We start from the raw sequence: 20,956 nt of genomic DNA, 5'->3' as shown, positions 1-20,956 counted from the left end.
TGAGCAGATGGGGCAAAAACCGGTCAGTCAAGATATAGAACATGCAAGTAACCTGTGGCGAGCGGGCTTGCCCGCGCTGGGTCGCGAAGCGGCCCAAAAAAGGGACTGCTACGCAGTCCAACGCGGGCAAGCCCGCTCGCCACAAGTACAGCGCCCATCCTTAACTGATGCCCATCCTAGACCAGTCACCATGACCAAGCCATGACGCTATTTAAGGCCCACCACACCCGCCACGATCAGCCCCACCGACACCAACTTGATCAGCGTCAGGCTTTCCCCCAGCAAGGCAAACCCGAGGAACACTGTGCCCAGGGAACCGATGGCGGTCCAGATCGGGTAGGCGATGCTCACCGGCAGCTCACGCATGGCCAGGGTCAGGAAATAAATCCCGCCCACCGCCGCGACCACTGTGAGCACCGACGGCCAGAGCCGGGTGAAGCCCTCGGCGTACTTCATGCCCATGGCGAAGGTCACCTCAAAGCCGGCGGCGATCAGCAGGAAGACCCAGGGCACCTCAGAAGCTCCGGGCCAAGTCGTGTAACCGGCGCTCCGCCTCATCGCTGGAACGACGAAAAGCTTCGGCGACAGACTCCTCGCCCTCGGCGGCAATCACCGTAATGTCGTCGATACCGATAAACCCCAACACCGTGCGCAAGTGCGGGTCAGCGTGGTTCATCGCCTCGTTCTCGCCACCCGGGCCAAACCCGCTGCCGCCACGACTGGTGATGATCAACGCCTTCTTGCCCACCAGCAAACGCTGATACTGGGCGATACCCTGGCTGTCTTGGGCAACATCAAAGGTCAGCCCCATCCGCACGATCTGATCGATCCAGGCTTTGAGGCCGCTCGGGATGCCGAAGTTGTACATCGGCACGGAAATCACCAGCAGCTCGTGCTCGATCAACTCACCTACCAGTTCATCGCTCAACTGCAAATCGGCCTGCATGGACAGAGGACGGGCCTGGGGTTCAGGGTAGAAGTTCGCCGCGACAAAGGCTTCGCTGACATGGGGAATCGAGGCCCGCCCAACTTCGCGACGCGTCAGTTGCACCTCGGGATTGGCGGTTTGCCAAACATCGAGAAAAACTTCGGCCAAGCGCCGGGAGTGGGAACGTTCGCCACGGGGGCTGGCATGAATCGCAAGCATTTTTTTCATCTGTAAGGCCTTCGCACGCTAGACTCAGGCAACCTGATTGGCCGCCTCTCTTGCTAACAAAGCTATAGCCGAGCGACCCACCCGACAAATGAGCAGAAGTCAATCCAGATGACTTTAATTCACCCATGGAGTCTCGCATGTTCGCCTCACTGCCCCTGACCGCCCTGCGCGCCTTTGAGTCGGCCTCGCGCCTGCTGAGCTTCAAGGCTGCCGCCCACGAGTTGTCGGTATCGCCGACGGCGGTATCCCATCAGATTCGCACACTGGAAACCTGGCTCGGAGTGCCACTGTTCGAGCGCCTGCCGCGCCAGGTACGCCTCACCGAAGGTGGCGAGCGGCTGTTCCACAGCTTGCACGGTGCCTTGCTGGAAGTGGCGCAAAGTGTCGACACCCTGCGTCCACAGCGCAGCACCGGCAACCTCACGCTGTCCACCACGCCGGCGTTCGCCGCCCTGTGGCTGGTGCCACGGCTGGGGCGTTTCTACGCCGCCCATCCGGGGATCAGCCTGCGCCTGGACACAAACTGCGACGTGGTGGATTTGCAGCAGGACGCCAGCATCGACCTGGCGATTCGCTACAGCCTCGACGATTACCTGAACTTATACGGCCTGTGCCTGTTCGATGAATGCTTTGCGGTCTATGGCTCACCCGAACAGGTCGCGCTGGCGAGTGAACGGGCGCCGACCTTGATCAGCGTGCGCTGGCACAACTCCAAGCTCTACGCCCTGGGTTGGCAGGCCTGGTGCGAGAAGGCCGGCGAAGACTGGCTGCAACCTGCCTCGCCGATACGCGAATACGATGAAGAGCACTACGCCCTGCAAGCGGCGATTGCCGGCCAGGGCTTGGTACTGGCCAGCAATATCCTGGTTTCGGAAAGCGTCGCCAGCGGTTTGCTGGTGCCTTATCGACCCCAGATCAGCGTCGACGGTGCCGGCTACAGTGCGCTGTGCGTGCCCGGTCGCGAGCGGCATCCGCCGGTCAGGGCGTTTTTCCAGTGGTTACAGGAGGAGGCGCGGCTGTCGGGACACGCGTTGTAAATCCGATAAAACTTTTTGCCTCATGCAGAACTCACAACTTGGAGCGATCACGCCAATAGAGCGTGGCGCAAACCGTATATCGCCCTGAGGAGAATGAGATGACTGACATGCATTTGTCCGACGTAAGCACCCTGCGTGAACGCGCCCGCAAGAACGTCGAAAACGGCGCCGTGACCGAAGGCTACGACGCTGACCGCCAGGAAATCCTGCGCTTACTCAACGAGTCGCTGGCCACTGAGCTGGTCTGTGTGCTGCGCTACAAACGTCACTACTTCATGGCCAACGGCGTTAAAGCCCACGTCGCCGCCGAAGAGTTCCTGGAGCACGCCAACCAGGAATCCGAGCATGCCGACAAGCTGGCCGAACGTATCGTGCAACTGGGCGGTGAACCGGAATTCAATCCGGACTTGCTGTCCAAGAACTCCCACGCGCAATACGTCGCGGGCAAAAACCTGAAGGAAATGGTCTACGAAGACTTGGTCGCCGAGCGAATTGCCGTGGACAGCTACCGCGAGATCATCCAGTACATCGGCGATAAAGACCCGACCACCCGCCGGATCTTCGAAGACATCCTGGCCCAGGAAGAAGAACACGCCGATGACATGGCGGATATTCTGCAGGATCTGTAACTGTCCCCGTTGTAGCCGCTGCCGAGGTACGAGGCTGCGATGCGTGTCCGCAGGACCGCCCTTGGGGCCGCTGCGCAGCCTCGTACCTCGGCAGCGGCTACACCGGTGAGTTAGCCTTTCACTGTTTTCGGGGCCTTGCCTTCCTTCATCTGCTGCAGCAACGGCGCACATTGGTTCGGCACATCGCCGCTCGGTGCAACCAGTGCCAACAGACCCGCCGCCGGCCCGGCAATCAACCCCAACGCCACCATCCCTGCACCACGCAGCATCAACGGCACCGCTTTCACCCCGGCATTGGGCTTGATAAACGGCCCACTGACGTACAACGGTGAACGCAGGGAGAACAGGCGGAAGCCCTTGGACTCAGGCGTAATCGTCAGATCCAGTTGCTCGCTGGCCATGTTCGCCGTGCCATCGATGTAAATGATCGCGTTCTCGGTATCGAACACAAACAGCCGGGTGGTGGCCAAGCCAGTCTTGATCCCGAAGTCCGCCGCTGCGCAGTTGATCTTCACTTCCTTGTCGCCAAACATTTTTCCGACCACGTAGTTACCGACGTTCAGCCCGGCGATTTCCATCAGCCCGCGGCTGATAGCACCGTCGTTGATCAACATCTTCAGATCGCCGTTGGAACTGCCTAGCAACGCCGCCACGGAATTGCCGCGACCCGAAATATCCGCGTCACCGTTGAGCTCACCGAAACTGGTTTTCATCGGCTCAAAGGTCGGGAACAGCTGCTTGAGTTTGAAGTTACGTGCGGTCAAGCGGGCACGACCTTCCAGCGGGGTGATCCGGCCATTCAAGCGAATCTGCGCATCCAACTTGCCACCGGCCACGCCAAAGCGCAGGGGCTCCAGGCTCAGCTCGCCATCGTTCAATACCAAATGCGTGTAGAGATCAGTAAACGGCAAGTCCGCACTGTGGACGATGCGCTTGCCGGTGAATTCCACATCGGCATCCATATCGCGCCAGCGTTCAGTGCGGAACTCCTCCACCGGCAATACCTTGGTCGCCGGTTGCTTGCTCTCGCCGCCCCGGGCTTTTTGCTTGGCGTTGGAATCGGCGCCGATCAATGGCGCAAGGTCAGCCATCAACAGTTGATTGGACACCAACGTTCCGCTCAACTTGGGGCGGGGCTGACTCGCGACGTAAGCGAGGTTGCCATGAATGTCGCTGTTGCCGATCTTGCCGTTGAAGTTTTCATAGCGGAACGACGCGCCGCCCACCTCATGCAGCTTGGCGATCAGGTGGCCGTCTGTGGCGTAGGCCGGCGAGTCCGGCAGGGTGACGCCGGTCAGCGGGTAGAGGTTGCCCAGACTGTTACCCGAGAGTTTCAGGCGCAAGTCCAGGGCGCCGAGGTTCAGCGGATCAGTCAGGGTGCCAGCCAGCGCAACACTGGTGTCGGCGATCTTCACCTGGGCTTGCAACGGGAATGGCTTGGCGGCGTCCTGCAAGGCCAGCAGGCCGCCAATCTTGCCGGTGCCGGCGAGTTTCTGGCCGTGATACTGACCCTTGACCTTGAGGCTGAAAGCATAGTCCTGCGGTGCCGAGCCCTTTTCCAGGGCCTTTTTGGCATCAGCGTCACCCACAATTTCGTTGAACGGGATCGGCTTGCCCAGCAACTCGATCACCACATCAAGCTGGGTCTTGAGGGTTTTATCATCGAGGGTCACATGACCCTTGTCGAAACCGATGGCACCGATGTCCACCACCCAATTGGAGGGTTCGGCATTGGGGTCTTTAGGATCGAATTGGAAGGTCCAGTTGGCGCGGCCGTCGGCCATGCGCTGCAGCTCGGCACTTGGCTCAGTGAGGTCGATACGCGGGATGACCACGCGTTGAGCCAACAGCGGCAAGGGCGAAACACGTAGTTCTACGCGTTTGAGGGTGACCATCTGCGGATTTTTCGACCACTCGGGATTGCCCAGGGTCAGGTCTTCGGCCACCACGTGGGGCCAGGGAATCCAGGCACGCCAACCGCCTTCGTCGGGCTCGCGCTGCCAGATCACCGCCAGGTTGCCATTGATGGCAAAGGGGCGATGCAGTTCTTCGGAGACTTTGGCATTGAGGGGCGGCTTGATTCGGTTCCAGTCAAAAAACACCAGGACCAACACCACGACGGCGATAAGCAGAACGAAGCTGGCGCAGCTCCAGGCGAGAATTTTACGGGTGCGCGTCATTGCACAGGACTCCTGATTACGACTGAGCGTGCGAGTTACGACGCACGTTAGGGCTACAGCTTATATGGCTACGACTGACAAACGGTGCAGGGGTTTAACCCCGATGGCCAATTAGGTGGAAAAAACCTGACTTTCTGACCACTCAGACAGCTTCCATCATCAACGGCGCACCGTTGTTACCCACGTTCGTGTCGAAAATACCCAGCACGGTGCAAAACCGCGTGCTTGAGACGTGCGAGATAGAGCCTCCGCGGGGAACAATCAATTCTGTTGATTATTACCATTGTGTTTATGAACTTTTATATCGACTTATCAAGAGTAGCATTAGCTCTGTACCCAATTTATCGCCCTCCCAAGGAGCAACCCATCATGAAACGCCAATTACTCGCAAGCTTTGTACTATCGGTCCTGGCCACCAGCGCATTTGCCCTGCCAGCGTCTGAGCAAGCCACTCCACAAGTCAAAGCTGACGCCGCACATTTGAGCCAAACCCTGGCTCGCAGCGGTTCGCAAGAAGATGAAAATCGCGATTACGCCAAAGGCGTCGCTGAAAACGGTTCGGAGCAAGCCAACAAACGTGCCTATACCGAAGGCGTAGTTGAAGGCGGCCGTGATCGTCTGGAACAGAAAGGCTTGGTTGAAGGCGGTCGTGATCGCCTGGAACAGAAAGGCCTGGTTGAAGGCGGTGCTGAACAAGCCAACAAACGTGCCTACACCGAAGGCGTTGCTGAAGGTGGCCGTGATCGCCTGGAACAGAAAGGCCTGGTTGAAAACGGTTCTGACCGTGCCAATGCACGTGCCTACGCCGGTGCTGTTGCTGAAGGCGGTGCTGATCGTCTGCAAGAACTGCATCAAGCAGCGAGCTAAGCCTGTGCTGGCCCTGAAAAAAAGCCCGATTCTGCCGAATCGGGCTTTTGACTTTATGTAACCCGCAACACCCTTCGCCCGCCTCAAGTTCGACGCCAGTAAAGTTGTTTTGCTAGAGTGCGTCGCTGTCCTTGTCCACAAAGCCCACCCGCCCATGCTGCCCCGCGCTGAACAGAAGCAACAGACCCGCCTTGCCTTAATGGACGCAGCCCGCCATCTGATGGAGTGTGGCCGAGGGTTTGGCAGCTTGAGCCTGCGGGAAGTCGCAAAAACCGCCGGCATCGTGCCCACCGGTTTCTACCGCCACTTTGACGATATGGATCAATTGGGCCTGGTATTGGTCAGCGAAGTAGGCCAGACCTTCCGCGCCACCATTCGCCTGGTGCGCCACAATGAATTCGTCATGGGCGGCATTATCGATGCCTCCGTGCGGATCTTTCTCGACGTAGTGGCCGCCAATCGCTCGCAGTTCCTGTTCCTGGCGCGCGAACAATACGGTGGGTGCCTGGCGGTTCGCCAAGCCATCGGCGCCTTGCGTGAAGACATCACCTCGGACCTTGCGGCCGACCTGACCCTGATGCCCAAGCTCCAGCACCTGGACGCCGAAGGTTTGCACGTCATGGCCGACCTGATCGTCAAAAGCGTGTTCGCCACCCTTCCCGATATCATCGACCCACCCGCCGAAGCCCTGCCGGCGCACCTTACGCCCCAGGCCAAGATCACCCAGCAGCTGCGTTTTATCTTTATCGGCCTCAAGCACTGGCAAGGGCTGGGCAGCACCGAGTAACCCGGTCAGCGCACCACATGAAATCGCTTAGCGGTGGTGTAGTTCTTCTTCCAGTAGCTGTTGGCTAAAGAGTCGATACGGATGTTCTTGCCGGTACGCGGCGAGTGAATGAACTTGCCCCCGCCGATATAAAGACCCACATGGCTGATCTGGCCGCGCCCATTGCCCTTGAAAAACACTGCATCGCCTGGTCGCAGCGCGTCGCGCTTGACCGTGGCTGCCGTTGAACGGTGCATCGCCGTCGTGGTGCGGGGCAGTTGAATATTAGCCTCGGTCTTGAACAGATAGACCAATAAACCGCTGCAGTCGAAGCCCTGGCCCACCGATGTTCCACCCAGTTTATAGGGCGTACCCAGCAACCCGTGGGCGCGGTCGATCACATTGTCGATAGAAGGCTGCGGCACGCCCGTCAGCGAATCCCCCAACCCGTTCAAGGAGAAGGCACGCGGCTGAATATTCGCGAAAGACGAAACACTGACTAAACACAGAAAAAGTAAACATAAGGATGATTTGAACATGACAGGTGCCGCACTGGTTAAACACGAGCGGCATCCTAATCAAAGGGTGCGTAATAAAATGAACGGCAAATCCCGTAGCCACGTAGGACAAATCTCTTAATTCCACAACAAGAAAAAGATGAAGGATATTTCATACGAAATACCCTGTGAGTGACGGCGAATCGCCCGATTCCGGTGCTATAAATCCGCTCACGCACCAACATGAGACATCTCGAAATGTCTCAGCGCCCTATCCGGTGGCACGAAAGCGCCTGCCTACAGGGAATTCCCACTCCCCGCGTGATTGGCAAGACCCTTGCTCTAGCTTGCTTATCGCTCATAGCTGGAAGCCTTCTGATGCTGGTCATCCACCGCCGAATTGCCCCCCAAGCCCTCTGGGCCGCGGAGCTGCTGCTGAATTTCGAAGCACGCAGTAAAAGCCGCTTGCGCTGTTTCAGTGCCGACGGCGAAGACGTGGGCCTGTTTCTGGAGCGCGGACAACCACCGCTGCACGACGGCGAATTCCTACAGGCAGAGGACGGACGTGTCGTACGCGTATGTGCCCGCCCTGAACACTTGCTACACGTCACCTGCAGCAATGCCTTCGAACTGACCCGCGCCGCCTATCACTTGGGCAATCGCCATGTTGCCCTGCAAGTCGGCGATGGCTGGCTGCGCCTGCTGGACGATTACGTACTCAAAGCCATGCTCGAACAACTGGGCGCGAACACTGAAACCATCGAGGCGCCGTTCCAGCCGGAACACGGCGCCTACGGCGGTGGTCATCATCATTCGCGTCACGGTGACGAAGACTTCAACTACCCGCCCAAGCTGCATCAGTTCGGCGTGCGTCTATGAACCCAGCCTGGGCGCTGCTGCGTCTGGCCAGTCCGCAGCTGCCGATTGGTGGCTACAGCTATTCCCAGGGCCTGGAAATGGCAGTGGAAAACGGCCGGGTGAACGACTCCATCACCGCCCGCCGCTGGATCAGTGACCAATTGCTGCTCAACCTGGCACGCTTTGAAGCGCCGTTGCTGCTCGCCCATTGCCAGGCGGCCGCCGCGCAGGACTGGCCGCGTCTGTCCCAATTGTGTGAAGAACACCGCGCCAGCCGCGAAACCCGCGAGCTGTACCAGGAAAGCCGGCAAATGGGCTACTCCCTGCAGCAACTCTTGGCTGGCTTGCCGGAACTGGACGATCCCGCCCGACAGTTCCTCGAACAACGCCCCGAACCGCACCTGGCCCTGGGCTGGGCCCTGGCCGCCCGTGCCTGGCATATCAGTGCGCAAGATGCCCTGGCCGCCTGGCTCTGGAGCTGGCTGGAAAACCAGCTCGCCGTGCTGATGAAAACCCTGCCCCTGGGCCAGCAAGCCGCGCAACGCCTGACCAGTGAGTTGCTGCCACTGCTGCAACAGGCCCAGCAGGATGCCAGCCAACTCGATCCCGATCATTACGGTAGCGCCGCCTTTGGCCTGTCCCTGGCGTGCATGGCTCACGAGCGCCAGTACAGCCGCCTGTTCCGTTCCTAGGCGCCTTTTATTTTGGAGAAGCACATGAACACACAACCCCTGCGTGTTGGCATCGGTGGCCCGGTCGGCTCCGGCAAGACCGCCCTGACCCTGGCCCTGTGCCTGGCCCTGCGCGACCGCTACAACCTGGCGGTGGTCACCAACGACATCTATACCCGCGAAGACGCCGATTTCCTGGTGCGCAATCAAGCCCTGGCGCCTGAGCGGATCATCGGCGTGGAAACCGGCGGCTGCCCCCACACAGCGATTCGTGAAGATGCGTCCATCAACCTGGAAGCGGTGGATCAACTGAACCGGCGCTTTCCGGGCCTGGACCTGATCCTGGTGGAATCCGGTGGCGACAACCTCTCGGCGACCTTCAGCCCTGAGCTGTCGGACCTGACCATCTATGTGATCGATGTTTCGGCCGGTGACAAGTTGCCGCGCAAAGGCGGCCCCGGAATTTGCAAGTCCGACTTGCTGGTGATCAACAAGATCGACCTGGCGCCGCTGGTAGGCGCGTCCCTGGAACTGATGAACAGCGATACCCAACGCATGCGCGGCGGCAAACCCTTTGTCTTCAGCAATCAGAAAACCGGCGTCGGCCTGGAAGAAATCGTCGCCTTTATCGAACGCCAAGGCTTGCTGACCGCAGCCTGATCAACCACCAAGGAATCTGTCCATGAGCCTCAAGAAACTGTTTGGCGCCGCCACCCTGCTGCTCACCCCTGCCCTGGCCTTCGCTCACCCGGGCCATGGCGACAACGGCCTGGTGGCCGGTATCAGCCACCCGTTAAGCGGCATCGACCATCTGCTGGCGATGGTGGCGGTCGGCTTGTGGGCCGCCCAGCAAAAAGGCGCGGCTCGCTGGGCGCTGCCTTGCACGTTTGTGGGCACCATGCTGATCGGCGGCCTGCTGGGTTTTGAAGGCCTGGAACTGCCGGGCCTGGAAAGCGGGATTGCCGCTTCGGTACTGGCGCTTGGCTTGGCGGTGGCCCTGGCGATTCGTCCACCGGTTGCGGTAGCAGTTGCAGCAACGGCGCTGTTTGCCTTGTTCCATGGTGTGGCCCATGGCCTGGAGCTGCCGGACATGTCCAGCCCTTGGGCCTATGCCGCAGGGTTTGTGGGTGCAACGGCGGCGCTGCATGCCGCAGGTTATGCCGTGGTGCGTTTCCTGCCGGCTGCGGCAGCGCCGTTGGTGCGGATTGCGGGAGCGGCTTCGGCGGCGACTGGGGTGTGGTTGCTCGCGGGCTAACATTTGCGCTGTTAGTAAGGGCCTCTTCGCGAGCAAGCCCGGCTCCCACATTTGACCGTATTTCAAAGAATGTACTCGGTCGAATGTGGGAGCCGGCTTGCTCGCGAAGGCGGCAGCAAAGACAACACCGATCCCAAGCCTGCTACCATGTCGCGCAAACACCCCTGCCGTGACGACGCCAGCCGATGCCCATCGCTCCAAGCTCCGCCCTCAAGCCTCAATTGAACGCCGTGCTCACGCACTTCCACGACCTGATCGTGCCGCTCTGGCAAGGTCCCGGCTGGAATGCCGACCTGGCGCTGCCTTATGAGGCTCTGAACGCCGATCACCATCCCCTGCCCGCGCAACGCTACCGCGCCATGGCCTGCGCCCGGCAGTTGTACCTGTTCGCCAGCCTGATCGGTGAGCCAGGCGCAGACTTTGCCGAAGAGCGTGCGGCGGCATTGTTTCGTTCACTGCAGCGACACTTCCATGACGCCGAGCACGGCGGCTGGTTCTACAGCATCGACCCCCACGGCAAGCCGCTGGACAAGCGCAAAGACCTCTACACCCACGCCTTCATCATCTTCGCCTGCGCCCACTACTGGGCCAAAGTGCGTGAGCCGCTGGTGGAGTCGGTGCTCAATGCCGCCCTGGAAGTGGTCGCCGAACGGTTCGCCACCGGCGACGGCTTGTATGAAGCGGTGCTGGAGCGCAATTGGTCGTCCCTCAAGTCCGGCCCGCTGCAAAACCCGTTGATGCACCTCGCCGAAGGCTTCCTCGCTACCCTCGCGGTACGTGAAGACGCCGCCGTACAAAGTGCCTTGCTGGCGCTCGCGACAGCCATGCAGCAGCGTTTCATCGACCGCCAGCACGGGGTCATGATGGAAAAACCGTTGGGTGCTGTGGATAACTGGTTTGAGCCAGGGCACCAGTTCGAATGGTTCTTTTTGCTGGCGTCTTCGGACGTGCTGAAAAACACACCCCTGCACGCCTCGCTGGCCCGGGCGTTTACCTATGCCGAGCAAAAGGGTGTGGATAAGTTGACCGGTGCGGTCAGCGGTATGCTCGCCCTGGATGGCACCGTACGTGACGGCACCCAGCGCATCTGGGCCCAGGCCGAATACCTGCGGGCACTGACCTTGCGACCGGGGAGCGAAGCCGTGTTGCAATACCAATTGCAGGCGTTGCAGCAACGGTTCCTGCATCACAAAGGCTGGAATGAATGCCTGGATGCCAGTGGGGCGGTGAGTCGATGGGATATGCCATCGACCACGCCCTACCATTTGGCCACCTGCTATCGGGGTTTGGCCGACGCCTTGTAGCCGCTACCGAGGTACGAGGCTGCGATGCGTGTCCGCAGGACCGCCCTCGGGGGTCGCTTCGTCGGAATGCCGCACCAAACCCATCGCAGCCTCGTACCTCGACAGCGGCTACAGATCAGTACCTTATGCGACCCACTTGCGGTCCCCGGTAAAGCTGATGGTCAACCAACGCGCCGCGTCCGGTTTACCCAACCCTGTGGATATCTCTTCGCGCAGCCCATCGAGGGTCGCGACGCTGTCCATCGGGTAATCCGCCGGCAGCACCACATGAATCTCGATAAACCGCGCCCGCCCGTGCTTCTGCACGTAAGACACATAATCGTCGAAACCATGCTTGGCCTGGGCCGCGTCCATCACTTCGCGCACCTTGTCGTCCAGTTGATCCGGTGCAATCCCCAGCACATCACGCAAGGCCGGGCGCAGGATCTTGAACGCCGGCGCCAGCATGCTCAGGGCCAGCAGGATCAGAATCAATGGGTCGACATACACCGCCCACTCACCATAGCCCTGGGACTTGAGCAGCAACGCCGTCAGGAAGCTTATCAACAGGCCCACCGAGAGCATCGCGTCCACCAGCCAACTGATGTTGTCGAACTGGATCAGCGACGACTTGAGCGTGCGATTGCGGTAGCGCACATAGAAGAAATAGCCGAACTCGACGACGGTAAACACCGCCGCATAGATGATCACCAGACCCAACTCGATCTCGCGCCCGCCATTGATAACGCCGGACACCCCATTGAGAAACGCATAGATGGCAATCAGAAACAGGAAACTGCCCTCGATCAGCAGCACCATCGGTTCCAGGTGCCAGTAGCCGAACTGGAAGCGATCATTGCTTTTTTTCGCGATCAGCTTGGCCGTGATCAGCATCAGCACCTTGATAAAGGTGGCAATCAGCGAGAAAAAGCCGTCGAATAAAATGGATTGGGATCCTGACACCACACCCGTGACAATCCCGGCGATCGCCACGGCGAACATCAGGATGGTCGATTGTTTGAGCAGCGACTGCTCACCTCGGTTACTCACATATCCTCCTGTCAAAACCTTGAAACCGCAGAGTGCGGCGGGGTTTTCAGGGGTGGAGTGTACCTGTAGCGAGGGGGCTTGCCCCCGTTGGGCGGCGAAGCAGCCCTAAAACCGAGTCATACGGGGCCGCTTCGCGGCCCAACGCGGGCAAGCCCGCTCGCCACAACAAGCTGGCTATTTAGCCCTTTGCACCACGTTCAATGGCAAACCCGGCCCAGGTCTGGCTCACCGGCATCAACTCCAGACGGTTGATATTCACGTGCGCCGGGGTATTCATCACCCAGAAGATCGTGTCCGCAATGTCCTGTGGCTGGATCGGCTCAGCACCCGCGTAGGTCGCGTCATAACGGGCCTGGTCACCGGCAAAGCGCACCAGCGAAAACTCGCTTTCACACAGGCCCGGTTCGATGTTGGTCACCCGCACACCGGTGCCCTGCAGGTCGCAACGCAGGTTCAGAGAGAACTGTTTGACGAAAGCCTTGGTGCCGCCATACACGTGGCTGCCCGGATACGGGTAGTTGCCGGCGATAGAACCCAGGTTGATGATCCCGGCACCACGTCCGTGGGCGATCAGGCGCGGCAACAGCAGGTTGGTGGTAGTCAGCAGGCCCTTGATGTTGGTGTCGACCATGGTTTCCCAATCGTCGAGGTTGCACTTGGGCGCCGGGTCCGTACCCACGGCAAGGCCTGCGTTGTTGATCAGCCCGCGCAGCTTGCTGAAGGACGGCGGCAGGTTGGCGATTGCCTCTTCCATGGCCTTGCGATCACGCACGTCCACTACCAGGCCGTGGACTTCGGTCTGCCTGGAAAGCTCGGCGCACAGGGCGTTCAAGCGTTCCTCACGGCGCCCGGTGAGCACCAGCGACCAGCCCGCCTCGGCAAAACGTCGGGCACAGGCTTCGCCAAAACCGGACGTCGCACCGGTAATAAATAGCGTGTTGGACATGATGTTCTCCTTGCAAGGCTTCGCGCAGCCGGTGAAATAAAAAACCAGCGAGCAGAATGCCCGCACGCCGCCCTGGCGGCAACCGATACACCCGTCGCACCGGTGATTCTGTACGAAATTTAATCAACCATCGCAAAGCTATATAAACCGTGGCATGCAGCCATATGCGCGCACGTTATCCACAGCCCCGTCCACAGTCTTTGGGGGCAAGTACAAAACCCGCCAAGCCGCTGTGTACAAGGCTTTCAGCGCGATTTGATAAGTTTTTTGCTTGACCTTGGGCCAGGCCTATGTAGGCCCAATGCAATAGAAGGAATCAAGGGGATGGCTCCAGGCCAGTAATTCCGGCCCCTGCGGGAGTCTTTCCAGAGTTTAATCACAGACTTATCCACAGGCTGGCGTGACATGTTTTTGTCATATACCTGTGTCTTTAAACAGGTTGACAAAACCTTGGACAGGTCGTGAAAAAGTCCCTGATCAAAAAACAACCACAACCCTGAAAGCCACGTAATCAAAGGCCTGCAGCCAGCTACTCCCACGTTACCCACAGCCGGTTCCACAGTCCGTGGGGACAAGTCAAAACTGTGACAAAACAGGGATTTGCGGCGGCTATATGTCGCGCTTTGGGAGGTGCTCAGATTTGTTTTCCACAATTTGGCTCGGTGCTTGTGGACTGCACAAAACAATGTGGGAACGGGCTTGCTCGCGAACGCGGTGGATCAGCCAATACATCTGTTGACTGACCCACCGCGTTCGCGAGCAAGCCCGCTCCCACAGGGGTCTTACATCACGCTTTAAATCAGTGCCCGCCGAGGTAGGCGTTCCGCACCTCTTCATTGACCAGCAACTCCTTGCCAGTCCCTGTGAGGCGAATCTCGCCGTTAACCATCACGTACGCCCGATCAGACAAGCGCAGCGCGTGGTTAGCATTCTGTTCCACCAGGAAGATGGTCATCCCGGTAGCCGCCAGCTCCCGCAGGGTCGCGAAGATCTGCTTCACCACAATCGGCGCCAGCCCCAGGCTCGGCTCGTCCAGCAGCAACAGCTTGGGGCGGCTCATCAACGCCCGGGCGATCGCGAGCATTTGCTGCTCGCCACCGGACATGGTCATCGCTCGTTGATTACGTCGTTCCTTGAGCCGCGGGAACAGGTCGAACATGCGCTGCATGTCCTCGGTGGCGAACTTGTCGCCAATCGGGATAGTGCCCATCAACAGGTTTTCCTCGACGGTCATGTCGGGGAACACGCGTCGCCCTTCCGGCGATTGCGCAATGCCGTTGGAGGCAATGTAGTGGGTCGACTTGTGGGTAATATCCACGCCGCGATAGAGAATCTGCCCGGACTCGGCCCGTGGCTGGCCGAAGATCGACATCAGCAGCGTGGACTTGCCCGCGCCGTTGGAGCCGATCAGGCTGACCGTTTCCCCTTCGTTGATGTGCATCGAGACTTTCTTCAAGGCCTGGATCGGCCCGTAGAACACGTCCAGGTCTTTCAGTTCGAGGATCGGCTCACTCATACCAGCTCCTCTTCATCAGCGCCCAGGTAGGCGGCGATCACTTTCGGATCGTTGCGGATCGCTTCCGGGCCGCCCTCAGCAATAACGTTGCCGTGGTCGAGCACCACGATGTGGTCGGAAATACTCATCACCATGCCCATGTCGTGTTCGATCAGCACCACCGTCAGGTCATGTTCGTCGCGCAGCAGGCGAATCATCGCGCTCAGTGCTTCGGTTTCCTGGGGGTTGAGGCCTGCCGCCGGTTCATCCAGGCAGATAATCTGCGGCCGGGTGCACATGGCGCGGGCGATTTCCAGGCGGCGTTGTTGGCCGTAGGACAGCTCACCGGCCAGACGGTTGGCGCAGTCCACCAGGTCCACCACTTCCAGCCAGTAGAAGGCGTGGTCGAGGGCGTCGCTTTCGGCTTTGCGGTAGCCCTTGGTGTTGAGGATACCCGCCAGCATATTGCGGTTGACCCACATGTGCTGGGCCACCAGCAGGTTTTCCACCACCGACATTTCCTTGAACAGGCGAATGTTCTGGAAGGTGCGCGCCAAACCGGCACGGTTCACTAGATGGGTGCCGCCGAACATCTTGTAGAACACCCGGCTGATGAAGCTTTTCGGCGACACGAAGTCGGTGGCCTTGAAGGGTTCGCCGAGCAACTGGATAACGTTGGTCTGTTTGCCTCGCACATTGAGTTCAATCTTGCCGCCAGTGGCCTTGTAGAAACCGGTCAGGCAGTTGAACACCGTGGTCTTGCCGGCACCGTTAGGGCCGATCAGGGCAAAGATCGAGTTGCGTTTGACCTTGAGGCTCACGTCGCTCAAGGCCTTGATGCCACCGAAGTGCATCATCAGTTTTTCCACCGACAGGACGACTTCCTTGCTCATGGCGCCACTCCTTTACGTGGGGTCACACCCGTGCGGCTGATGCGAATCAGGCCCCGCGGTCGCCAGATCATCATCACCACCATCAACACGCCAAACAGCAGCACACGGTACTCGGAGAAGCTACGCAGCAACTCCGGCGCCACCGTCAGCACGAACGCGGCAATCACCACGCCGACGGTCGAACCCATGCCGCCCAACACCACGATGGCGAGAATCAGCGCCGACTCGAAGAAGGTGAACGACGACGGGTTGACGAACCCCTGGTAGCTGGCGAAAAACACCCCCGCCAAGCCGGCAGTAGAAGCCCCGATGGTGAATGCCGAGAGCTTGACCAGTACATGGTTCAGGCCCATGGAGCGGCAGGCAATTTCATCTTCGCGCAAGGCTTCCCAGGCACGGCCCACTGGCATGCGGGTCAGGCGGTGCTTGATGTACAGCACCAGCAACACCACCAGAAACAGCACGATGTAGATAAACAGGAATTTGATGTTGGGGTTGTAATCGAGGCCAAAGAACTCATGGAACGGCACCCCGCCATCTTTGGCTTTACGCACGAACTCCAGGCCGAAAAACGTCGGCGACGGCACCGGCATACCGTTCGGCCCACCGGTAAACGACAGCCAGTTGTTCAACACCAGACGGATGATTTCACCGAAACCCAGGGTCACGATTGCCAGGTAATCCCCATGCATTCGCAGTACCGGAAAGCCGAGTATGCATCCCGCCAATGCCGCACAAATGGCCGCCAATGGCAGCACCGTCCAAAAACCCAGGCCGAGGTATTGGTACCCCAGCGCCAAGCCGTAGGCACCGATGGCGTAGAACGCCACGTAACCCAGGTCGAGCAGCCCGGCCAGGCCCACCACGATGTTCAGGCCAAGGCCCAGCAGCACGTAGATCAGCCCGAGAATCACCACGGTCAACAGGTACTTGTTGGCGAAGAACGGGAACACGATGGCAATCACGATCAGCGCCGGGATGATCCAGCGCAGCCGCGACTTGTAGTCAGGCTTGAGCACATGCACACCGGAGCCTGTGCTCTCGAACCCCTGAAGAATCCGCAAGCCCTTGGGGGTTTGCAGGAACAGGCTCATGGCGAAACGCCCAACCATCACAATGGCCACCAGCACGCCGACGCGGGCCGGCTGCAGATTGAAGCTGTAGCCGTCGAGGACCACACCGACGATCGGGCCGAACACGATCAGCGAAATCAGTCCGGCAAGGACCGCATCGACCACACTTTTCTTGATATCGATTGAGTTGGCAGCAGACATATTTATACCTTCGCCACGAGTGGGCGACCGAGCAGGCCCTGGGGACGGAAAATCAGGATCACCACCAGCAGGGAGAAACTGAACACGTCTTTGTAGTCAGAGTTGATCAACCCCGAGAACAGCGACTCGGAGATACCGAGGATGATCCCGCCCAGCATCGCCCCAGGCAGGGAACCAATGCCGCCGAGTACCGCTGCGGTAAACGCCTTGATGCCAATGATGAAGCCGGCATAGAAGTCGAACGTGCCGTAGTTCAAGGTGATCAGCACACCGGCCAAGGCCGCCATGGCTGCACCAATAACGAATACGTAGGAGATCACCCGGTCAGTGTTGATGCCGAGGATCGAGGCCATCTTGCGGTCTTGCTGGGTGGCGCGGCACATGCGGCCGAGCTTGGTGTACTTGATGATGTAAGTCAGCAGGGCCATACCGGCAAAGGCCGCGACCAGGATGAAGACCTTGGTGTACGTCAGTTGGACGAACCCGGTGCCGATGTCGACTCGCCAGGCGCCTGCCAGCAGGGTGGGAATGCCTTGTTGCTTGGCGCCCTGGGCGATCTGTGCGTAGTTTTGCAGGATCAGGGAAATACCGATGGCGCTGATCAGCGGAGCCAGCCGGGTGGAGTTACGCAGCGGTTTGTAGGCGACACGTTCGATGACCCAACCGTAAACGCCCGTGACGACCACGGTGAATATCAGGGTGCCGAGAATGAGCAGCGGGAAGGATTCGATACCGAAGTAGGCCAGCAGAGCCAGACTGATTGCCGCGAGGTAAGCGGAAATCATGTAAACCTCGCCGTGGGCGAAGTTGATCATGCCGATGATGCCATAGACCATTGTGTAGCCGATGGCGATCAGGCCATAGACCGACCCGAGGGTCAGACCGTTGACCAGTTGCTGCAGGAAAATACCATCCATAACGCAATCTCACGCAGTGAGAACCTGCACACCTGTGGTGTGTGCGGCTCTTCTAGGAGGAAAACAGAGGCTTAGCAACCGGACTACCCTCCCCTGTAGGAGCGAGCTTGCTCGCGAAAAACCAGAGAGCGACGCGTACATCCAGAATGCCCGCGTTATCGTTAACGTTCTTCGCGAGCAAGCTCGCTCCTACAAGGGTCCAGCAGTCGGTTCAGACTCTCAGATCACTTCTGCTTTTCCAGCTGGTGATACTTGCCGTCCTTGTCCCATTGGTAAACCACGTAGTCGGAGACTTTCAGGTCGCCCTTGGCGTCCCAGGCCTTGTCGCCCATCACGGTTTTCACCGGGTTGGCTTTCAGCCATTTGGCCGCGTCTTCGCCCTTGTTGGATTTGGCGCCATTGAAGCCGGCGGCCAGGGCCTGGATCGAGGCGTAGGCATACAGGGTGTAGCCTTCAGGCTCTTTGCCAGCCTTGCGGAATTCCTCTACCACCGCCTTACTTTCCGGCAGCAGGCGCGGGTCGGCGCCGAAAGTCATGTACACGCCATCCACGTACTGGGCACCACCGGCGGTAGCCACCAGTTCATCGGTCACTACACCGTCATCGGACATGAACTTGACGTCTTTGAGGCCCGCTTCACGCAGTTGACGTACCAGTGGACCGGCTTCAGGGTGCAAGCCACCGAAGTACACGACGTCGGCACCGGCTGCACGGATCTTGGTCACCAAGGCGCTGAAATCTTTCTCGCCGCGCGTCAGGCCTTCTTCGATCACTGGTTTCACGCCACGCTTGGTCAACTGCGCTGCTGTGGCATCGGCCAGGCCTTTGCCATAGGTGTCCTTGTCGTTGATGACGGCGACTTTCTTGCCCTTGAGCACGTCGACGATGTAGTCACCGGCAACGATGCCCTGCTGGTCGTCACGACCACACATACGGAACATTGCCGTCAGGCCACGCTCAGTCACCTGCGGGTTGGTGGAGCCAGGGGTGATCGCAATCACGCCCGCATCGCTATAAACCTCGGAAGCGGGAATGGTGTTCGACGAGCAGAAGTGCCCGACCACACCGATCACCTTGTCCTGGTCAACCAGGCGGTTGGCCACGGCTACGGCTTGCTTGGGTTCGCAGGCGTCATCCCCCGCCACCAGCACAATCTTCTCGCCGTTGATCCCGCCCGCTTTGTTGATCACCTCTGCGGCGGCCTTGGCGCCCACCATGTACTGCTCACCGAACGCCGCGTTGGCGCCGGTCATCGGCCCCGCTACGCCAATCTTCACATCAGCTTGAGCAAACGCAGAAACACCCAATGCAGTAGCCACTGCGAGGGCGAGAAAACCTTTCTTGTAAAACGTCTGGGACATGAGGTGGTGCTCCGAGGTTTTTGTTGAATTGGCACTGCAACTTCACTTCAAACTTTCACTGGAAAGCCCAGAGCAAGCCTCGTGCCATTACGTTTTTATTATTCAAAAAGACACCGTGTCATTGTTATTACAAGCGTTTCGACTCCTTTCAATTGGACGTGCAACCCTTTAGCTCGCACAGGTACTACCAATGGACCCAAAAAGTGCAACCCGTCATTGCAACCGCTGCAACCCGTCCCTTAAACGACAGGCTCCGAACCTGTAACAACGTGCGTAACGGAACTGCACATTTACAGTGCGTTACTGCTACGACTCGCACCAATACAGATGAGTAGCCTGCTAAGAAAATGCCGTCTTCTTACAGCTATTTCGCTGATCAGATGACAATTCGCAGGCATTGCCCGGCGTGATACAGCGAGAATCCCGCCTCATATAGACAGCTGCGCAGCCCCGCTCCGGCCAGCGGCTGCATCGGCGCAAACGGAATGGGCAATGCCTGTGGATTCTGGTGACACAAGTAATCGGCAAAGGCTTTGCCCACCACACTGGCGGTGGTCACGCCACGCCCGTTGTAACCGGTGACGGCCACCAGGCCCGGCGCCGGTTCGAACAGGCGCATCAGGTGGTCCGGTGTGAAAGCGATACAGCCCGTCCAGGTACATTCCCACTGCACCGATTTGAGGTACGGAAAGTAGTGCTGCTGCACGCGATCGGCCCACGCCTTGAGGAACCAGGCGGGCTTCTGATTGCCATTGCCCAGGCTGCCCAGCAGCAACCTGCCATCGGCATCGCGGCGAATGCTGCTGAGGACTTGTCGCGTATCCCAGGAACCCTGACCGCCAGGCAGGATTTGTTGGGCGGCGTCGTCAGTCAACGGCGCCGATGCCACCTGGTAGTAGTAACCGGGAAAAAAATTGCGCCGCAACTCGGTCCATTCGCCTTCGGTGTAAGCGTTGGAGGCGATCACCACCTGTTCAGCGTGCACGGCACCTTGAGCGGTTTGCACAGACCAATGCTGGCCCTGGCGTTCCAGTTGAGTGACAGGAGAGTGGTCAAACAGTTGCCCGCCAAGACCGACGGCGGCATTGGCCAAACCACTGGTGTAGGCCATCGGGTTCAAAGTGCCGGCGCGCCGATCCAGCAAGGCAGCAGCGATTTTCTGGGTCCCGGTAGCTTGTTCGCATGCAGCACCGGTCAACAGCTCAACCGGGGCACCGCGTCGTTTCCATTGTTCTTCACGGCTGCGCAAATCCGCTTCGCCACGGGCGTTGTGCGCCATGTGCAAAGTGCCCTCACGGCGCAGTTGGCAGTCGATGTTGTATTTGTCGATCAGGCTGAACACCAGGGATGGTGCCGCGCCGAGCATGCGGTTGAGCTGGCTGCCCACCGCCTCGCCAAAACCGGCCTCGATCTCGTCCGGAGGAATCCACATTCCGGCGTTGACCAACCCCACATTGCGCCCCGAACCGCCATGACCGGTGCGATGGGCTTCCAGTACACAGACGCTTTTACCTTGTTCGAGCAAGTGAATGGCAGCTGACAAACCGGTGATACCGGCGCCGATCACGCACACATCCACCTTCACCTCACCCTTGAGCGCGGCACGATCCGGCCGGCCAGGGGTCAGTTGTTCCCACAAACATGCTTCGCGCAATGCCATTGCCTGACTCCGATGAGACCTGACAAACCATTATTTTGATGTGCAAATGCGATCAAATGTGGGAGCGGGCTTGCTCGCGAAGGCGGAGTGTCAGTCAGAAATGTACCAACTGACACTCCGCCTTCGCGAGCAAGCCCGCTCCCACACAAGCCCGCTCCCAC

General features: G+C 59.3%; 21 protein-coding genes. 9 read left to right on the top strand and 12 right to left on the bottom strand.

Annotation, left to right across the window (positions count from 1 at the left end):
- Nucleotides 1-207: 207 nt before the first annotated feature.
- Both J7E41_RS23815 and J7E41_RS23810 read right to left on the bottom strand, forming a co-directional pair.
- Nucleotides 208-513 carry a DMT family transporter gene (locus J7E41_RS23815; protein WP_214996747.1) on the bottom strand — a complete coding sequence of 102 codons (306 nt, stop codon included), beginning with the start codon at nt 511-513 and terminating at the stop codon, nt 208-210.
- Nucleotide 514: 1 nt separating this feature from the next.
- Complete coding sequence (locus tag J7E41_RS23810; RefSeq protein ID WP_214996746.1) at nt 515-1,156, bottom strand: FMN-dependent NADH-azoreductase; 642 nt, start codon at nt 1,154-1,156, stop codon at nt 515-517.
- Between the two features lie 125 nt (nt 1,157-1,281).
- On the opposite strand from J7E41_RS23810, the gene J7E41_RS23805 reads away from it, so the two are divergent.
- Together J7E41_RS23805 and J7E41_RS23800 are read left to right on the top strand one after the other, a co-directional pair.
- On the top strand, nt 1,282-2,193 hold the full coding sequence (locus J7E41_RS23805) for a LysR substrate-binding domain-containing protein (RefSeq protein ID WP_214996745.1): 912 nt from the start codon (nt 1,282-1,284) through the stop codon (nt 2,191-2,193).
- Nucleotides 2,194-2,291: 98 nt separating this feature from the next.
- Nucleotides 2,292-2,822: a ferritin-like domain-containing protein gene (locus tag J7E41_RS23800; protein WP_169357646.1), complete on the top strand. Its 531-nt coding sequence runs from the start codon at nt 2,292-2,294 to the stop codon at nt 2,820-2,822.
- A gap of 110 nt (nt 2,823-2,932) precedes the next feature.
- Here J7E41_RS23800 and J7E41_RS23795 read toward each other — a convergent pair whose 3' ends face one another.
- Nucleotides 2,933-5,002, bottom strand: a complete 2,070-nt coding sequence (locus J7E41_RS23795; protein ID WP_214996744.1) for an AsmA family protein — start codon at nt 5,000-5,002, stop codon at nt 2,933-2,935.
- Between the two features lie 369 nt (nt 5,003-5,371).
- Between J7E41_RS23795 and J7E41_RS23790 the strand changes: the two genes are divergently transcribed.
- Both J7E41_RS23790 and J7E41_RS23785 read left to right on the top strand, forming a co-directional pair.
- Entirely contained in the window at nt 5,372-5,869 is a 498-nt protein-coding gene (locus J7E41_RS23790; RefSeq protein ID WP_214996743.1) for a hypothetical protein, read from the top strand.
- A 154-nt stretch (nt 5,870-6,023) separates the two neighbouring features.
- A complete protein-coding gene (locus tag J7E41_RS23785; protein ID WP_155584926.1) occupies nt 6,024-6,656 on the top strand; it encodes a TetR family transcriptional regulator in 633 nt (210 codons plus the stop codon).
- A gap of 5 nt (nt 6,657-6,661) precedes the next feature.
- Here the strand turns inward: J7E41_RS23785 and J7E41_RS23780 are convergent, their stop codons facing one another.
- On the bottom strand, nt 6,662-7,174 hold the full coding sequence (locus J7E41_RS23780; protein WP_214996742.1) for a C40 family peptidase: 513 nt from the start codon (nt 7,172-7,174) through the stop codon (nt 6,662-6,664).
- A gap of 336 nt (nt 7,175-7,510) precedes the next feature.
- Between J7E41_RS23780 and ureE the strand changes: the two genes are divergently transcribed.
- The 5 genes from ureE to J7E41_RS23755 all read left to right on the top strand — a co-directional run bounded on the left by ureE (nt 7,511) and on the right by J7E41_RS23755 (nt 11,220).
- Nucleotides 7,511-8,011 (top strand): urease accessory protein UreE, encoded by a 501-nt coding sequence (gene ureE, locus J7E41_RS23775; protein ID WP_214996741.1) that lies wholly within the window; start codon nt 7,511-7,513, stop codon nt 8,009-8,011.
- On the top strand, nt 8,008-8,682 hold the full coding sequence (locus tag J7E41_RS23770; protein ID WP_214996740.1) for an urease accessory protein UreF: 675 nt from the start codon (nt 8,008-8,010) through the stop codon (nt 8,680-8,682). The genes ureE and J7E41_RS23770 overlap by 4 nt, the downstream gene beginning before the upstream one ends.
- Before the next feature lie 24 nt (nt 8,683-8,706).
- On the top strand, nt 8,707-9,321 hold the full coding sequence (gene ureG, locus J7E41_RS23765; RefSeq protein ID WP_003217431.1) for an urease accessory protein UreG: 615 nt from the start codon (nt 8,707-8,709) through the stop codon (nt 9,319-9,321).
- 22 nt (nt 9,322-9,343) lie between these two features.
- Entirely contained in the window at nt 9,344-9,916 is a 573-nt protein-coding gene (locus tag J7E41_RS23760; protein WP_214996739.1) for a HupE/UreJ family protein, read from the top strand.
- Nucleotides 9,917-10,101: 185 nt separating this feature from the next.
- The gene (locus J7E41_RS23755) at nt 10,102-11,220 is read left to right on the top strand and encodes an AGE family epimerase/isomerase (RefSeq protein WP_214996738.1); all 1,119 of its coding nucleotides are present in this window, start codon (nt 10,102-10,104) and stop codon (nt 11,218-11,220) included.
- 123 nt (nt 11,221-11,343) lie between these two features.
- On the opposite strand, the gene J7E41_RS23750 is transcribed toward J7E41_RS23755, so the two are convergent.
- The 8 genes from J7E41_RS23750 to amaA all read right to left on the bottom strand — a co-directional run bounded on the left by J7E41_RS23750 (nt 11,344) and on the right by amaA (nt 20,795).
- Nucleotides 11,344-12,249 (bottom strand): cation diffusion facilitator family transporter, encoded by a 906-nt coding sequence (locus J7E41_RS23750; RefSeq protein WP_214996737.1) that lies wholly within the window; start codon nt 12,247-12,249, stop codon nt 11,344-11,346.
- Between the two features lie 178 nt (nt 12,250-12,427).
- On the bottom strand, nt 12,428-13,195 hold the full coding sequence (locus J7E41_RS23745; protein ID WP_214996736.1) for an SDR family oxidoreductase: 768 nt from the start codon (nt 13,193-13,195) through the stop codon (nt 12,428-12,430).
- Between the two features lie 799 nt (nt 13,196-13,994).
- Entirely contained in the window at nt 13,995-14,711 is a 717-nt protein-coding gene (locus J7E41_RS23740) for an ABC transporter ATP-binding protein (protein WP_214996735.1), read from the bottom strand.
- Entirely contained in the window at nt 14,708-15,583 is an 876-nt protein-coding gene (locus J7E41_RS23735) for an ABC transporter ATP-binding protein (protein WP_214996734.1), read from the bottom strand. The genes J7E41_RS23740 and J7E41_RS23735 overlap by 4 nt, the downstream gene beginning before the upstream one ends.
- Nucleotides 15,580-16,857, bottom strand: coding sequence for a high-affinity branched-chain amino acid ABC transporter permease LivM (gene livM / locus J7E41_RS23730; protein ID WP_214996733.1), 1,278 nt, complete (start codon nt 16,855-16,857; stop codon nt 15,580-15,582). The genes J7E41_RS23735 and livM overlap by 4 nt, the downstream gene beginning before the upstream one ends.
- A 2-nt stretch (nt 16,858-16,859) precedes the next feature.
- On the bottom strand, nt 16,860-17,774 hold the full coding sequence (locus J7E41_RS23725) for an ABC transporter permease subunit (protein ID WP_003188099.1): 915 nt from the start codon (nt 17,772-17,774) through the stop codon (nt 16,860-16,862).
- 224 nt (nt 17,775-17,998) lie between these two features.
- On the bottom strand, nt 17,999-19,135 hold the full coding sequence (locus J7E41_RS23720) for an ABC transporter substrate-binding protein (protein ID WP_214996732.1): 1,137 nt from the start codon (nt 19,133-19,135) through the stop codon (nt 17,999-18,001).
- A gap of 376 nt (nt 19,136-19,511) precedes the next feature.
- A complete protein-coding gene (amaA, locus tag J7E41_RS23715; protein WP_214996731.1) occupies nt 19,512-20,795 on the bottom strand; it encodes an L-pipecolate oxidase in 1,284 nt (427 codons plus the stop codon).
- Nucleotides 20,796-20,956 lie beyond the last annotated feature (161 nt).

This window comes from Pseudomonas fluorescens (assembly GCF_018614655.1).
Lineage (GTDB): Bacteria > Pseudomonadota > Gammaproteobacteria > Pseudomonadales > Pseudomonadaceae > Aquipseudomonas > Aquipseudomonas fluorescens_BX.
Note: the sequence above shows the minus strand (reverse complement) of the source record. Positions and strands in the feature narration are given on the sequence as shown.

Excerpts from the sequence above, each read along its gene's own strand:
- J7E41_RS23800 (WP_169357646.1), top strand. The coding sequence starts at position 2,292 with ATGACTGACATGCATTTGTCCGACGTAAGCACCCTGCGTGAACGCGCC.
- J7E41_RS23795 (WP_214996744.1), bottom strand. The coding sequence starts at position 5,002 with ATGACGCGCACCCGTAAAATTCTCGCCTGGAGCTGCGCCAGCTTCGTT.
- J7E41_RS23720 (WP_214996732.1), bottom strand. The coding sequence starts at position 19,135 with ATGTCCCAGACGTTTTACAAGAAAGGTTTTCTCGCCCTCGCAGTGGCT.
- J7E41_RS23790 (WP_214996743.1), top strand. The coding sequence starts at position 5,372 with ATGAAACGCCAATTACTCGCAAGCTTTGTACTATCGGTCCTGGCCACC.
- J7E41_RS23810 (WP_214996746.1), bottom strand. The coding sequence starts at position 1,156 with ATGAAAAAAATGCTTGCGATTCATGCCAGCCCCCGTGGCGAACGTTCC.
- J7E41_RS23755 (WP_214996738.1), top strand. The coding sequence starts at position 10,102 with ATGCCCATCGCTCCAAGCTCCGCCCTCAAGCCTCAATTGAACGCCGTG.
- J7E41_RS23760 (WP_214996739.1), top strand. The coding sequence starts at position 9,344 with ATGAGCCTCAAGAAACTGTTTGGCGCCGCCACCCTGCTGCTCACCCCT.
- J7E41_RS23785 (WP_155584926.1), top strand. The coding sequence starts at position 6,024 with ATGCTGCCCCGCGCTGAACAGAAGCAACAGACCCGCCTTGCCTTAATG.
- J7E41_RS23805 (WP_214996745.1), top strand. The coding sequence starts at position 1,282 with ATGGAGTCTCGCATGTTCGCCTCACTGCCCCTGACCGCCCTGCGCGCC.
- J7E41_RS23725 (WP_003188099.1), bottom strand. The coding sequence starts at position 17,774 with ATGGATGGTATTTTCCTGCAGCAACTGGTCAACGGTCTGACCCTCGGG.
- J7E41_RS23740 (WP_214996735.1), bottom strand. The coding sequence starts at position 14,711 with ATGAGTGAGCCGATCCTCGAACTGAAAGACCTGGACGTGTTCTACGGG.
- J7E41_RS23745 (WP_214996736.1), bottom strand. The coding sequence starts at position 13,195 with ATGTCCAACACGCTATTTATTACCGGTGCGACGTCCGGTTTTGGCGAA.
- J7E41_RS23770 (WP_214996740.1), top strand. The coding sequence starts at position 8,008 with ATGAACCCAGCCTGGGCGCTGCTGCGTCTGGCCAGTCCGCAGCTGCCG.
- J7E41_RS23780 (WP_214996742.1), bottom strand. The coding sequence starts at position 7,174 with ATGTTCAAATCATCCTTATGTTTACTTTTTCTGTGTTTAGTCAGTGTT.
- livM (WP_214996733.1), bottom strand. The coding sequence starts at position 16,857 with ATGTCTGCTGCCAACTCAATCGATATCAAGAAAAGTGTGGTCGATGCG.
- J7E41_RS23735 (WP_214996734.1), bottom strand. The coding sequence starts at position 15,583 with ATGAGCAAGGAAGTCGTCCTGTCGGTGGAAAAACTGATGATGCACTTC.
- ureG (WP_003217431.1), top strand. The coding sequence starts at position 8,707 with ATGAACACACAACCCCTGCGTGTTGGCATCGGTGGCCCGGTCGGCTCC.
- amaA (WP_214996731.1), bottom strand. The coding sequence starts at position 20,795 with ATGGCATTGCGCGAAGCATGTTTGTGGGAACAACTGACCCCTGGCCGG.
- ureE (WP_214996741.1), top strand. The coding sequence starts at position 7,511 with ATGCTGGTCATCCACCGCCGAATTGCCCCCCAAGCCCTCTGGGCCGCG.